11 protein-coding genes and 2 pseudogenes are annotated in these 12,570 nt (G+C 61.9%); 7 read left to right on the forward strand and 6 right to left on the reverse strand.

Annotated elements, in window-relative coordinates; genetic code table 11:
- Positions 1 to 1,953: 1,953 nt before the first annotated feature.
- The 4 genes and pseudogenes from AC1DE3_RS26400 to AC1DE3_RS26415 all read right to left on the reverse strand — a co-directional run.
- The gene (locus tag AC1DE3_RS26400; protein ID WP_476797888.1) at positions 1,954 to 2,151 is read right to left on the reverse strand and encodes a hypothetical protein; all 198 of its coding nucleotides are present in this window, start codon (positions 2,149 to 2,151) and stop codon (positions 1,954 to 1,956) included.
- Between the two features lie 291 nt (positions 2,152 to 2,442).
- Complete coding sequence (locus AC1DE3_RS26405) at positions 2,443 to 3,213, reverse strand: RES family NAD+ phosphorylase (RefSeq protein WP_476797889.1); 771 nt, start codon at positions 3,211 to 3,213, stop codon at positions 2,443 to 2,445.
- Positions 3,173 to 3,553, reverse strand: coding sequence for an MbcA/ParS/Xre antitoxin family protein (locus AC1DE3_RS26410; protein WP_441514458.1), 381 nt, complete (start codon positions 3,551 to 3,553; stop codon positions 3,173 to 3,175). Before AC1DE3_RS26410 ends, AC1DE3_RS26405 begins: the two co-directional genes overlap by 41 nt.
- Positions 3,554 to 4,222: 669 nt before the next feature.
- Positions 4,223 to 5,110: pseudogene (locus tag AC1DE3_RS26415) on the reverse strand (metallophosphoesterase family protein); the annotation flags it as partial.
- Between the two features lie 330 nt (positions 5,111 to 5,440).
- Between AC1DE3_RS26415 and AC1DE3_RS26420 the strand changes: the two are divergent.
- On the forward strand, positions 5,441 to 5,851 hold the full coding sequence (locus AC1DE3_RS26420) for a Ros/MucR family transcriptional regulator (RefSeq protein WP_476797891.1): 411 nt from the start codon (positions 5,441 to 5,443) through the stop codon (positions 5,849 to 5,851).
- A gap of 33 nt (positions 5,852 to 5,884) precedes the next feature.
- On the opposite strand, the gene AC1DE3_RS26425 is transcribed toward AC1DE3_RS26420, so the two are convergent.
- On the reverse strand, positions 5,885 to 6,169 hold the full coding sequence (locus AC1DE3_RS26425; RefSeq protein ID WP_476797892.1) for a type II toxin-antitoxin system VapB family antitoxin: 285 nt from the start codon (positions 6,167 to 6,169) through the stop codon (positions 5,885 to 5,887).
- Positions 6,170 to 6,296: 127 nt separating this feature from the next.
- On the opposite strand from AC1DE3_RS26425, the pseudogene AC1DE3_RS26430 reads away from it, so the two are divergent.
- From AC1DE3_RS26430 to AC1DE3_RS26440, 3 genes and pseudogenes are all read left to right on the forward strand, one after another.
- Positions 6,297 to 7,288, forward strand: a pseudogene (locus AC1DE3_RS26430) (3'-5' exonuclease).
- Positions 7,289 to 7,607: 319 nt separating this feature from the next.
- A complete protein-coding gene (locus AC1DE3_RS26435; protein WP_476797893.1) occupies positions 7,608 to 9,677 on the forward strand; it encodes an ATP-dependent helicase in 2,070 nt (689 codons plus the stop codon).
- Entirely contained in the window at positions 9,668 to 9,892 is a 225-nt protein-coding gene (locus AC1DE3_RS26440) for a hypothetical protein (RefSeq protein WP_476797894.1), read from the forward strand. Before AC1DE3_RS26435 ends, AC1DE3_RS26440 begins: the two co-directional genes overlap by 10 nt.
- Positions 9,893 to 10,299: 407 nt before the next feature.
- On the opposite strand, the gene AC1DE3_RS26445 is transcribed toward AC1DE3_RS26440, so the two are convergent.
- The gene (locus tag AC1DE3_RS26445) at positions 10,300 to 10,929 is read right to left on the reverse strand and encodes a DUF2239 family protein (protein WP_476797895.1); all 630 of its coding nucleotides are present in this window, start codon (positions 10,927 to 10,929) and stop codon (positions 10,300 to 10,302) included.
- A gap of 122 nt (positions 10,930 to 11,051) precedes the next feature.
- Here AC1DE3_RS26445 and AC1DE3_RS26450 point away from each other — a divergent pair, with 122 nt between their 5' ends.
- The 3 genes from AC1DE3_RS26450 to AC1DE3_RS26460 are packed head-to-tail and all read left to right on the forward strand — an operon-like array spanning position 11,052 to position 12,317.
- Positions 11,052 to 11,387 (forward strand): GIY-YIG nuclease family protein, encoded by a 336-nt coding sequence (locus AC1DE3_RS26450; protein WP_476797896.1) that lies wholly within the window; start codon positions 11,052 to 11,054, stop codon positions 11,385 to 11,387.
- A 19-nt stretch (positions 11,388 to 11,406) separates the two neighbouring features.
- Complete coding sequence (locus AC1DE3_RS26455; RefSeq protein ID WP_476797897.1) at positions 11,407 to 11,886, forward strand: alpha/beta fold hydrolase; 480 nt, start codon at positions 11,407 to 11,409, stop codon at positions 11,884 to 11,886.
- Complete coding sequence (locus AC1DE3_RS26460; RefSeq protein WP_476797898.1) at positions 11,877 to 12,317, forward strand: alpha/beta fold hydrolase; 441 nt, start codon at positions 11,877 to 11,879, stop codon at positions 12,315 to 12,317. The genes AC1DE3_RS26455 and AC1DE3_RS26460 overlap by 10 nt, the downstream gene beginning before the upstream one ends.
- Positions 12,318 to 12,570: the final 253 nt, after the last annotated feature.

The raw sequence follows: 12,570 nt of genomic DNA on the forward strand, positions 1-12,570 counted from the left end.
GCAATCTCGACGGCGCACCGTACCCCACGATGAGAGGCACTGCGACCAGATCGATGAGATCGTCGAGGGTCGAAAGCCCAGCGGAATCTCGATCAGGAAACCGCTAAGTTGATCGATGATCAAATGGCAGCCGCCTTCCGCGAGCTGATGCAGATCAAGGCGGACCAGCGCAAGGCGCAGGCGGGTGGGGACACCTTGCACTGACGCAATATCAAACGTGGTGACACGATAGAGGCCTGGAATTTCCGGGCCGTTTTTTTGGGCCGCGACAGGCATTATGCGCGGCCAATTAGGCAACTCGCCACGACAAGGATTTGCCGCGCTGTGGCACCGCCTGGAAGGGCGGCGTGCGGGTGCTCTGGCGCTGGACCAGGGAGATTCTCGAACATCGCAGTGAGCCCGGAAATCTCACCTGACCGGCGGCATATCGGGATGCTTTCTGATCTCCGCACACAGGCCGCCATTGGCGGCCTGTGCGTCCCAACTTTGGGGCGCGCGGAGACAGCACGATTTTTCCTAGGAGCCTTTCGGCGCCGCGGAAAGGGCGTCCGGCTAGTGGCCGGAACGCGACTCAACTGAGCCTTAGATCGCGATTTGCCCGTGGCCGGAAACTTTTTCCGGACCGGTAAAATCGCGGGTCAGCAGGCAAGCTCGATTGGGTCGGGAAAACGGGCTTGTATCAAGTTTTTCCATCCTTCCCACTTCGGGAAGGATTAGCCTCTCAGAGCCCAAAGCCGAAGGCAGTAAAGACTGGAGCCCCGCTCCAGCTTTACGGTATTGGGCCCTATGCTGTTTCTTCCGGAAGTTCAGCCTATCAGCGGACCTCGGAAAAAGGCGACCCCCGAAATTCGGAGTTTGGGGGTCGCCGTGGTCAAATCGAGGGATATAAAGAGGTGCGAATTGAAGCGCGAATCATGGGTTGGAAAAGGGCGACCCCCGAAACGCGGAGTTTGGGGGTCGCCCTCGTGAATCAGCGCTGAATCGGGAGCACCGTTGACCGCTGATAGAGAGCTCGGAAAGGCGACGCCCAAAATGCGGAGTTTGGGGGTCGCCCCGAAAGCCCCTCGTCGTCGGGCATGAATCCGTAGCGCTGAATCAGCGGTGAATCGCAGCGGACAGGCAAACGGATCGATGCATGTGAGGGGCAGCCGTCAGGCTCTTGCGGCAGGGTGGATCGGTAGCCCTGGCGCCGCGTCAGCGACCTCGTTGAATCGGAAAGTCGAGGTGCCGGGAGGCAGATGATGGCGACCGTATCGGTCGACTGCGGGGCGACCATGAATCAGGCGGCCCGGCGGCTTGCCGCTCAAGCCCATGGTTGCGCGTGCGCAAGGTCTGCGGATGGGGATTGGCCAATCGGCCATAAGAAAACCCCGCGCGAAACGGGCGAGGTCGGGCCTGCACATCGGTCTAAGGTCAGGGCTGCGCGATGCTGACGGTGATGGCGAGCGCGCCTCCGAGGCTTAATCGGATCTCGACCCGGCCTCACGCGCTAACCGATTTTCGAGGGGCGTAATCGGCTTTCGACGCGCGACCTCGCTGCGAGGGACTCGGACCTCACCACCTCTCTACCCTTGCAGATTCATCCGCTCCGCCTGGGATTGTACTCCTGACCTTTTTGCCCTCTTCGCCCTAACCGACTTTCTCGACGCCCCTGCAATGCCCGATCGACCACTGGGATTGTGGGATCGGACAAAAGAAATTCCCCGCCAACGGGCGGGGCCGCGATCTTAGTCTGGTTCGATCTTGGCCGGGCTTCCGCGCGCGCACGTCGCGGCGTCGCATATCTGCGCGACGCCAATTTCGCCGAAATAGTCGATGTCTTGGCTGGTGAATAGACTTGGGTACGGAGGTACGGGGCTCGATGGCGGTAGAACCATGGCCACAGGTTCGTCGGCGGTCAGGTACGATCCGATAGGGTAACTTCCGTAGGCCCGAGGGCTGGTGCGTCGGACGTCAAGATTTGCGGAAGGGTACTCGCCGCCGCCCGATCCGCATTTGTGACGGATCAAATGCTGAGAACATGCCATTACGGCGTTCCAGCTCAGCGCGCGCCATGGGGTCCGAGGCGAGGCGCGCGTCATCCTCGGCCCGGGCAAGCTGCTTGGCTCGCTGGAGCTCGTAGTAGTCGAAGGATGCGATTTGCGAAGCCATTGGAGTGTCTCTGTGCCTCGTCTTTTTACGCCGTTACTCCGATTACATCAACAGGAGCCGATTTGGTTCCTGGTAAGATTGAGCGGCATGGTCCTGACGAATGGGTGAGATTTGCGATCAGATGAGTGCAAGCTGCGATCCATGATCGAGGCGAAGCCGGCGTTGAGCTGATAGTCCATGGCTTCCTGGAAACCGTCGTCGCCACAGACGTGGGGCATCGTCCTGTTCCTTCCGAGGATTCGGAGTTGATCGTCCTCGATCGACCCTTCCGCTCCGAAGGGGAAGTCTTTCCTAACCCCGATCCCAGTTCAGCCTGGCAATGCGGGGGTCCGCGGCGAAGGCGTCCCGCCCAAATTCGAGCGCCTGCTGCGGGAATTCGCAGAGAGCGCGAACGCCGGACGCGCTGAGACGCATGCGCCAGGTTTGTCGTTCAACAGGGGCTGGCTTTGCGAACGCGCGACAGAGCAGTATCGCGAGATTACTACCTTTTGCAGGATCGCGAACCGACTGGTAGCGGATCACATCGGAATCGGCATTCCGGGCCGCATCCGCGAACGCCTGACAGCCCTCATAGACGATCAGATCAGTCCAAATGGCTGCGTCCTTGGAAAGCGGCTCCTGAGTAAGATCGAGGACGGACGGGGTTGCGACAGCAGCCGAAAAGGCCGTGTACTCGGCGGCGTTGGACGGCCAGGCCGTCTCGGGAGATTCGGAGAAGAATAGCAGCCGGTAAAACGCCATTTCAGCGATCGCCGTCGTCGCTTGCTCGCCTGCGTAGTAGACGCCGGCGGTCCGCCCGGCGCGCCGGAAGCGCGATCCGTGGGGATAGAGCGCGCCGTACCGGAAGGGCGTCGCGAGAAGGAAGTCGAGGTGACGGCATTCCGCCGGAACGGGTGGCTTCGACTCCTCCATCAGGTCTTCGAGCAGAGCTTGCTCGGCGAGGGTGTCGGTGAGCTTTAGAGTAGAGACGCGGTGCTGGGCCTCAACGAGGCGCCAGCACGAACCCTCGAAGGGCTGAAGCTCAGACGAGAGCGCGACGCGCGTCCAGGTAGGCGATGACATCGACAAGTCCACTCACGGTCTGAAGCTTCTCGATTGGTCGCGCATCGAGAGCGGTATTGGGATTGGAAAGCCAGCTGGTCGCGATCTGATCGTCGCCTCCGACAATCGCATCGAGGGACCGAAAAAGCCGAACGAACAGGATGGCGAGCTCAAACGGCTTGGTGCCAGGCTCCAGGCCAAAGGCACCGCGCTTCATGCGTGAGACAGTGGCCTCGCTGATGCCTATGATCGCCGCGAGGGTTCGGGCCGTGATCTGAAGCTGCTCGGCCGCGCGGATCGTAGCCTTCGTGATGACCGCGCCGGCCTCGGGGCGGGAAGCGTGACCGGGAAGAGTAGGCATATCATATCCTTTCCTGTGAAAGAATAACATAGAACAATTCCCTTTGAAAGATGTCCGCATCCTGTTTATTCCTGGCGGCTCACGGGCGCCGCGGATCAACACCGCTGCGAGCTTTGAGCACGGCGAGTATTTCGCCGGCCAGCACGCGCCTTGAGGCGATGACGGGGTCTGCTTCGATGCCTTCCGCGATGTAATCGACCACGTCGAGATGGCAGGGCTTCGGCGCGCAGCCCCCTAGCGAGGAGCCGGTGTCACTGCCGCAGCGAAAGCGACAGTCGGCAGGCAGACATTGACCAGAACCTGCTCGTCGGGGCTCGCTGCCGACTGGATCTCGCGCTGCAATTCCTTGAGCTCGCCCTTCACGAAGGCGTTGACGAGGCCAACCGTCAGCGCAGCGGCAACCGGGCCGCCGTCGGCGACCTTCAGCTTGCTGAGCAAGGGCACCGTCGCATCGGCTCCGAGCTTCGCAACCAACGTGGTGCAGCACTGGTAGTTGTCCGTGATGACCTGCCAGCGCGGATCAAAAATCTCGAAGCTGTTCTGGCGATAGTCCGCTTCGGCGAACGAAGCCTTGGTGATCGAGCACGCCTGGAGGAGCCGAGCCTTGTCTCTCATCGTTGCGATGAGCTCCTTCGTCTGCCGGGAAAGGCCGCTGATCTGCGGCAGCGACTGGGCGCCAAGTCTGCGGCCGATGGCCCGCATAGCTTCTGACCAGTCCTCGATCCCGGACAGATCTACCGAAACACGCTCGAACTGAGCGGTACTCGTGCGGTGCTGTGCTATGGCGATCGCACCATCGTCGCCAATCGTAACCAGAGTGACGGATTTGGCGCCGCTCTCATTGATGTCCCGGCCCTGCGGGATGCCGGGCATGACGATCGCGGGCTTATCGAGGTGGACCTGGCGCTTGTGGACATGCCCGAGCGCCCAATAGTCGAAGCCTGCACTGGCTAGGTCCGCTGCGCTGCACGGGGCATAACGGTCATGACCTTCGGCGCCAGCAAGGCTCGTGTGCAGCAGCGCGATATTAATCGCGCCTTAGACCGGCGGCTTGAACTTCGGTAGCAGGCTTTCCGGCGCGTGCGGCTTCGGGAAGCTGATCCCGTGGACAACGACGTCTCGGCAACCGTTGTGGCCGGGCAGGGGAATGGCGGCAGCGGAACCTTTGAAAAACGTGACGCTCTCGGGAAAGACAAGCTCCTTGGTGATCCGCGACACGGCGTCATGGTTGCCGCGGATGCCGAAAGTCCGAATGCCGGCTTCGTCGAGCCGCCGAAGCTGCGCGGCAATGAAGCCTGCGGTCTTCATGGAGGTCTGGTCGCCGTCATAGAGGTCGCCCGCGATCAGCAGGGCATCGACCTTCTCGTCGAGGCACAGCTCAATCGTCGCGACGAAAGCCCTTCGTGTCGCGCTTGCGACCAAGTCCACGAGCTCAGGATTGCGCAACGCCAGCGACTTCAGCGGGGCGTCGATGTGCAGATCCGCGCAATGAACGAACCGAAAACTGGAAATGGCGCTCAGGCCCCCGACCTTATGTAAATTCCCGACCGACAGCATAATCGGGGGGTGGCGTGATCCGATAGAAACGCCCTCTGGCTTGTCCGCAACAAAATCATCGCGTTCGGCCATTCGCGAGGGCGCTACCACCTATAGCGCGCGGACAGCCGCAACTTGGCAAGATGAAATTGGGGTTCTGCCTAGGGCGATTGAGCTGTTGAGAGGCGGAGCTCCCCAAATTGCAGTCGTCACCCGTCGTCCTGGAAACTGACAATTTGAATAAACAGCAATTTCCTCACGCACGTCCATTTGACTAGATCGGCTTGGCAAAATAACCACGCCAGCTCGAGGCAAATTTATTGCTGCGCATAGGCGCGGCCGGAGATTGCAATGTCAGAAGCCAATGCCGAAATCATCGATCTCGTCGCCCACATCGTTTCGGCTTATGTCTCGAACAATAGCGTACCGGCAGCGGACCTTCCCGCGCTGATCGCCACCACGCATTCGGCGATTGTAGGCTTGGGCCAGGAGCCAGTGGCGGCCGCGCCAGTAGAGAAGCCGGCCCCGGCAGTTTCGATCAAGAAGTCGATCACATCCGACTTCCTGATCTGTCTAGAGGACGGAAAGAAGTTCAAGTCACTCAAGCGACACCTTCGGACGGCCTACAACATGACGCCGGAAGAGTACCGCTCGAAGTGGGGTCTGCCCAACGACTATCCGATGGTGGCGCCAGCCTATGCCGAGGCCCGTTCGAAGCTCGCGAAGACGATGGGCCTCGGTCAGCAGCGCCGGAAGCGCTGAGACGTTTTTCGATCAATAGCGCAATATGCCCGGTCACACTTCCAGCGGCTGGGCGCTGCCCACGTGTCGACGAATCGCATCAGTCCTCGCCCCACACCTCATCGATTTCGGGCTTATGATCGCCGGGCGCAAACGGCCCGCCGACTGCGCCATCGCGAGGGATTTAGCAAGCCAATCGCGCATCGGCAGACCGCTTTTTCGACGGGCAATTTCGTGCTCGAGGGCGGCTTTATCGGCCTCTATCTCGGAAGTCCTGGTAAGGCCGACCAGTTTCGCGATCAGCTTATCGACCTCAGGATCGTTGATATAAGATGGCATGGAGCAGGTCCTTTCGAGGACAATGATATCCTCGTTTCCACCCGGTCGCCCGCGCGAAGCGTTGCGCCTCGGCCGCACTTGAAGCCACCGGAGGCTCGCGAGCACCCGCGATGACGAAGGCCGCCAAATGAAGATTGCCTCTACCCAGTTTGACCTGTTCGATGATGCGCCGGGTTACCGGCAGACGCCTAGATCCGCACCGCGCAAGCGAAAGTCGGAAGCTCCACCAGCCCCGCCCGACTGGAAGGATGAGGAGGCCGCGCAACGGCTGGAGCAGGGCGGGCGCTATAGAATCCTGCGCAAGCTCGTGCCGCCTCCGATCATCCCTCGAGCGGAGAGCGCATTTCCGAACCTTGCGGTTCTGGTGGATACAGAGACGACCGGGCTCAATCACGCCAAGGACGAGATCATCGAAATTGGTGCCGTCGCTTTCACCTATGACGACGAGGGAGCGATCGGCGATGTCGTCGGCATCTACAGTGGGCTGCGTCAGCCATCGGGCCCGATCCCGGCAGAAATCACACGGCTGACCGGCATCACGGACGATATGGTCGCGGGTCGCGAGATCGATGTTGCAGCGCTAGACGCGCTGATCGAGCCCGCGGATCTCGTCATCGCCCATAACGCCGCATTCGATCGCCCGTTCTGCGAAAAGCTCTCTCCGACCTTCGCGTCGAAAGCCTGGGCCTGTTCGGTCAGAGAGATCCCTTGGGCGGATCTTGGCTTCGAGGGAAACAAGCTTGGATATCTCGTCGGCCAGTCCGGCTTGTTCCATGAGGGCCACCGCGCGACGGATGACTGCAACGCATTGTTGGAAGTCCTGGCGAGGCCGGTGGGAGAGGGTGGGTCCCGACCCTTTCTCGAGCTCTTGCGATCGAGCGAGCGCAGCCGCGTGTGCATTTACGCTGAGAACGCACCTTTCGACATGAAGGATCATCTGAAGGGCAGGGGATATCGCTGGTCCGACGGCAGCGACGGCAAGCCGCGAGCCTGGTGGATCGAGATCGATGACGAGCTCCAGGGGGGGAGTTTCGCTATCTCCGTACCGAAATCTATTGCTGGGAGGATGCGGAGCCACTGACGATCCGGCTTACTGCCTTTGATCGTTATCGCGCGTAGCCAGCGCTCGTGGTTGGCGGTGCGGGGGAGAATCTCCCTCGGGAGCTTGACTCCCCGGCTGCGATCGTTCTCATAATGTTCTCATTCTCGAGGACGCATCCATGCCGCCAGTCGTGCCAAAACAGGCGCCTGCTCCAATTCCTATGGAGCTTCAGATCGATACCGTTTTGGCGGAGTTTCACGGTGACGCTCCGGCGGCAATCGGGGCCTTGCTTCATAACCGCGATGAGCTCCTGAGGGACGCGGATCGGGCGGCTTCGCTTGGCTTCCTACGCGGCCGGTTTTCGGAAGGGACACGGCCGGTGTCGGAGCCGAAGGCATGAACGCCATCGCCCCGATCAGCTATCTTGATGCGCTCAATCCGGCTCAGCGCCGCGCTGTGATCCATGGCGTTGGCACATTGGCCGCAGCGCCCTTGCTTGTCATCGCAGGCGCAGGATCGGGCAAGACTAACACGCTCGCGCACCGGGTCGCCCATCTTATGGTCAGCGGCGCCGATCCCCGACGGATCCTGCTGATGACGTTTTCGCGCCGCGCGGCTTCCGAGATGGCGAAGCGCGTTGAGCGGATCGCGCGCAAGGTGCTGGGTGAGGGAGCAGGCGTCCTCGCCGACGCCCTGACTTGGGCCGGCACCTTCCACGGTATCGGAGCGCGGCTGCTGCGCGAATACGCCGAGCAGCTTGGTCTCAATCCGGCTTTCACGATCCATGATCGGGAAGACTCGGCCGACCAGATGAACCTGGTCCGGCACGAGCTCGGCTTCTCCAAGACGCAGTCGCGGTTTCCGACGAAAGGCACCTGTCTGGCGATCTATTCGCGCTGCGTGAACACCGAGCTGCCGATCGAGCAGGTCCTGCGCCTGTCCTATCCATGGTGCGCCACCTGGGCAGCCGAGTTGAAGGAGCTCTTCGCTGCCTATGTCGAAGCCAAGCAGAGCCAGAACGTCCTCGATTACGACGACCTGCTGCTCTACTGGGCGCAGGCGGTGACCGATCCCGATATCGCAGCCGACATAGGCGACCGCTTCGACCACGTCATGGTCGACGAGTACCAGGACACGAACCGCCTGCAGTCTTCGATCCTGCTCGCGCTCAAGCCGGACGGCCGCGGCCTGACGGTCGTCGGCGACGATGCCCAGTCGATCTATTCGTTCCGGGCAGCCACGGTCCGCAACATCCTCGACTTCCCGGCCGCCTTCGTGCCGCCGGCCGAAATCATCACACTCGATCAGAACTATCGCTCGACCAGCGCCATCCTCTCCGCGGCAAATGCCGTCATCGACCTTGCAGCCGAGCGCTTCACCAAGAACCTCTGGACTGATCGCGCAACCGGATCGCCGCCACAGCTCGTTCATGTTCGGGATGAAGCGGATCAAGCTCGCTTCATCGCGGAGAAGGTGCTGGAGAACCGCGAAGGTGGCTCGACGCTGAAGCAGCAAGCGGTGCTGTTTCGCGCCTCCCACCACAGCGGGCCGCTCGAAATCGAGCTCACGCGTCGGAATATCCCGTTCGTCAAATTCGGCGGGCTGAAGTTCCTCGACAGCGCACACATCAAGGATCTGCTGGCGCTGCTGCGCTTCGTCGAGAACCCGCGCGACAAAGTCTCCGGCTTTCGCGTCCTGCAGCTTCTGCCGGGTGTGGGGCCGACGTCAGCCCAGCGTGTCCTTGACCATGTGGCACAGGCTTCAGCGCCTCTCGAGGCACTTGAGAACGCTCCGGCTCCGCCGCGGGCAGGCGACGATTGGGCTTCTTTCGTCTCCGCGATCAGCGAGCTGCGCTCCGGTAAGGCCGGCTGGCCGGCCGAGATTGAATGCGCCCGTCGCTGGTATGAGCCTCACCTGGAGCGCATCCACGAGGATGCCGGCACGCGGCAAGCCGATCTCGTTCAGCTCGAACAGATCGCCGGGGGCTATCCCTCACGCGAGCGCTTCCTGACCGAATTGACGCTCGATCCGCCGGACGCGACCAGCGATCAGGCGGGCGTGCCGCATCTCGACGAGGACTACCTGATCCTGTCGACGATCCATTCGGCCAAGGGCCAGGAATGGAAGTCGGTCTTCGTCATGAACACGGTGGACGGCTGCATCCCGATCGATCTAGGTGCCGGCGCACGGGACGAGATCGAGGAGGAACGGCGGCTACTCTATGTCGCGATGACGCGTGCCAAGGACGACCTGCACCTTGTCGTGCCACAGCGCTTCTTCACGCATGGCCAATCTCCGACCGGCGACCGCCACGTCTATGCCAACCGGACCCGCTTCATTCCGAACGCGCTGCTGGGCCAGTTCGAGCGGACGGCCTGGCCCATCGCGACCGCTGACAGCCAGCGGATACCGTCAGACGGGCCGAAGGTTGATGTCAGGGCGAAGATGCGAGGCATGTGGCGGTGACCGGGCATTGGCCGCATCAGGTCGAGATCAAGCTGGACAAAACGTCTGCGGCTGAGCGGCTGCGCCGTATAGAAGCGTGGTGCGGCGATTGGCAGATTGGCTTCCGCGTTCTCGGCGCAGTGACTGGAGACCTGATCCGCGTGGCTTTTGAAGAAGCACGGTTTGCGCGCGCCTTTCATGCTCATTTCGGCGGCGTCCCTAGCTCCGGTCAATGAACTCGAAATGGCTCTGGCGGTCGATGCCGCTGAAGTTGACTTGTATGACCGGCTTGCAGGCGAATACCCTGATTACGGAGGCCCGGCATCATGGCGGATGTGGTCAGGATCGGATCAGGCGTGCCGCGCGTTCCACTGCGCCGGGCCGGCAGGCCGCGAAAGCCTGAGCGCCAGGGCGCCGGGACCGACCCTCCATATCAGCGACAGCAGACATCATTCACCTGCGGATTGGCGGCCCAGGCGCAGGATGAATGCCATGGGCCTTGCCAGTTGCTAATTAGCTGCATCGAACAAGATTGCTCGTTATGAGATGGACGGCGACGCCCGCAATCGACCCGTCTCGGGCATTGCCGACGTCCGCTCTCGGGCAGAGGCGCCACGCGCACAACGCGCCTTGTCCCTTACTGTCACATCGTCGCTCGAAGGGGATCTGAGCCGGTTGCCAGCTTCAAGGCATGACGTCTCACATCGGGGGGCCAAGCGTTCATGCGGTCGGAAAAGTCCTGTTCCTCGCCCGCGAACAAGGATCGGATCGCACCCTCGTAGCCGGGAAGGTCACCCGCCAACGCGGTCAGAAAGTGGTAGGCGGCTTCTCGCGCGGCCTTGGTTTGGGTCTGGCCGCCATCGGAACGGCGAGCGGCGTCCACGAGGCGCCGCAAAGCCTGTGACGCTCCTCCGGGCTGGGCGGAGAGCCACTCCCAGTGTCGGGGCAGCAGCGTGACCTCCCTGGCGACCACACCGAGTTTCGGTCGCCCGCGCCCGCGAGGCTCTGCGTCGGGGTTCGACGCCATTTGCGCCTTGGCTGCCGTTGCCTCCCGCTTGCCCCGCTCGGTGAGGCGAACCACGATTTCGGCGGTCGTGCCGCGCAGGTCCAGATCCAAAACGGACCCCGTAGCATCGTCGAAGACGAGAATCGACGCATCCAACCGGCGGCCCTCAGCGGCTTTCACCTCCAGAGCGATGTCGATCAGCGCTCCGGCTGCAAGTCGCTCCATGCCAACGAAGGCGGTGCATGGCTTGGACAGGAAATCGGACATATGGCACTCCACAGTTCAATTTAATTACCCGGATTGAAATTGCTTGTCAATATAAAACCCGGGTGTTATTGACCTTGGGGCTGGGTCTGCTAGCTGTCTCCGCCGCAGGAGGCGACTACGTCATGAACCGCGAAGACCGGAAGGCCGCCGTTGCGGCCTATAAGAAGAGAGAAATTCCGACCGGCATCTACGCCGTTCGCTGCAAACCAACCGGCGCGGTCTGGGTGGGGCAAGCTCCCGACTTGTCCACGATCCAGACCCGCCTGTGGTTCACCCTGCGGCTCGGCAACAACACGCATCGTTCGCTCCAAGACGCCTGGCTTGCCCAAGGTGCGGAGGCGTTCACATTCGAGATCCTTGAGCGCCTCGAAGAAGAAGACATCGACTATGTCCGCGAGCGCCTGCTGCAGGATCGCCTGTTGCACTGGGTGAAAACGCTTCAGGCCACCCGGATCTGACAGAGAGACGAGAACGACGATGAAGCTCATGAACTGCAATGGCATCACGCTCGCCTATGACAGCTTCGGCGAGGAGGCGGCGGAAGCAATCCTACTCATCTCCGGCCTCGGGACGCAGATGATCCGCTGGGCAGATCCCTTTTGCGGTGAACTTGCCGCGCTGGGTTATCGCGTCATCCGGTTCGACAATCGAGATGCCGGCTATTCGACCTCCTTCTCCCAGCACGGAGCCGTGGATCTTAATGCTTTAGCGTCCTCCCTCATGGCGGGGCAGCGGCCGCCCGTGCCCTACTTGCTCGCCGACATGGCCGGGGATGCAGTTGGGCTGCTCGATGCACTGTCCATCCCGCAGGCCCATGTTGTTGGACGATCAATGGGCGGGATGATCGCCCAGGTGATGGCGAGCGAGCACCCGTCTCGCGTTCTGTCGCTCACCTCGATCATGTCTGCCACTGGAAACCGGATATGCCCTCGGCGGAGCCCGACGCCATGGCGATGATGACGCGCCCAGCCCCTGACCCCGTTTCGGATGAGGCGGGCTTCCTTGATCACAGCATTTCCTTCGCACGACGCATCGCCGGCGCCGCATATCCGTTCGACGAGGAGGCGTGCCGCGCTCTTCTCCTAGAGGAAGTGCGGCGTGGCCCTTCACCGGGTGGGTTCGGGCGGCAACTCGCCGCCATGGCACTGGCCGGTGACCGCCGTTCGCGGCTGGCAGCGATCAAAGCGCCAACACTCGTCATACATGGGACAGTCGACCCCCTTTTCCCCCCTGCCTGCGGGCAGGACACCGCAGCCTCGATCCCTAATGCCGAACTGATGTTGATCGAGGGGATGGGACATGATCTGCCCGCATTGCTCTTCCGAACCGTGGCCAAGGCCATCGTCCAAACTGCGCGCCGGTCGCGGTCATCGATATCGGCAGCCTAAGAAACCCCAGTACGTTGCGAGAGGGTCGGCGCCCGCTTGCGGGACACCCTTCAGCCCGAACGGTGCCAAACGGCCGGAGGTGGAACGTCTGCTTCCGACCGATACCGTTCTCTAACGGGTCAAGGTCTGGCAGCTTGGTCCTGAGCGGTTGATGCCGTTGGGTGCCTGCGTTCTCTGCGTGCTCATCGGCACTTGATGGGGTCAGCTGGGTGCAAGGTGGCTTGGTTGAAAGCGCAGTCGGCCGACCTGGTCG

Source organism: Allobosea sp. 10L417 (assembly GCF_056395485.1).

Coding starts and splice junctions, on each gene's coding strand:
- AC1DE3_RS26455 (WP_476797897.1), top strand. CDS start 11,407: ATGAAGCTCATGAACTGCAATGGCATCACGCTCGCCTATGACAGCTTC.
- AC1DE3_RS26400 (WP_476797888.1), bottom strand. CDS start 2,151: ATGGCTTCGCAAATCGCATCCTTCGACTACTACGAGCTCCAGCGAGCC.
- AC1DE3_RS26445 (WP_476797895.1), bottom strand. CDS start 10,929: ATGTCCGATTTCCTGTCCAAGCCATGCACCGCCTTCGTTGGCATGGAG.
- AC1DE3_RS26420 (WP_476797891.1), top strand. CDS start 5,441: ATGTCAGAAGCCAATGCCGAAATCATCGATCTCGTCGCCCACATCGTT.
- AC1DE3_RS26450 (WP_476797896.1), top strand. CDS start 11,052: ATGAACCGCGAAGACCGGAAGGCCGCCGTTGCGGCCTATAAGAAGAGA.
- AC1DE3_RS26460 (WP_476797898.1), top strand. CDS start 11,877: ATGGCGATGATGACGCGCCCAGCCCCTGACCCCGTTTCGGATGAGGCG.
- AC1DE3_RS26405 (WP_476797889.1), bottom strand. CDS start 3,213: ATGTCATCGCCTACCTGGACGCGCGTCGCGCTCTCGTCTGAGCTTCAG.
- AC1DE3_RS26435 (WP_476797893.1), top strand. CDS start 7,608: ATGAACGCCATCGCCCCGATCAGCTATCTTGATGCGCTCAATCCGGCT.
- AC1DE3_RS26410 (WP_441514458.1), bottom strand. CDS start 3,553: ATGCCTACTCTTCCCGGTCACGCTTCCCGCCCCGAGGCCGGCGCGGTC.
- AC1DE3_RS26425 (WP_476797892.1), bottom strand. CDS start 6,169: ATGCCATCTTATATCAACGATCCTGAGGTCGATAAGCTGATCGCGAAA.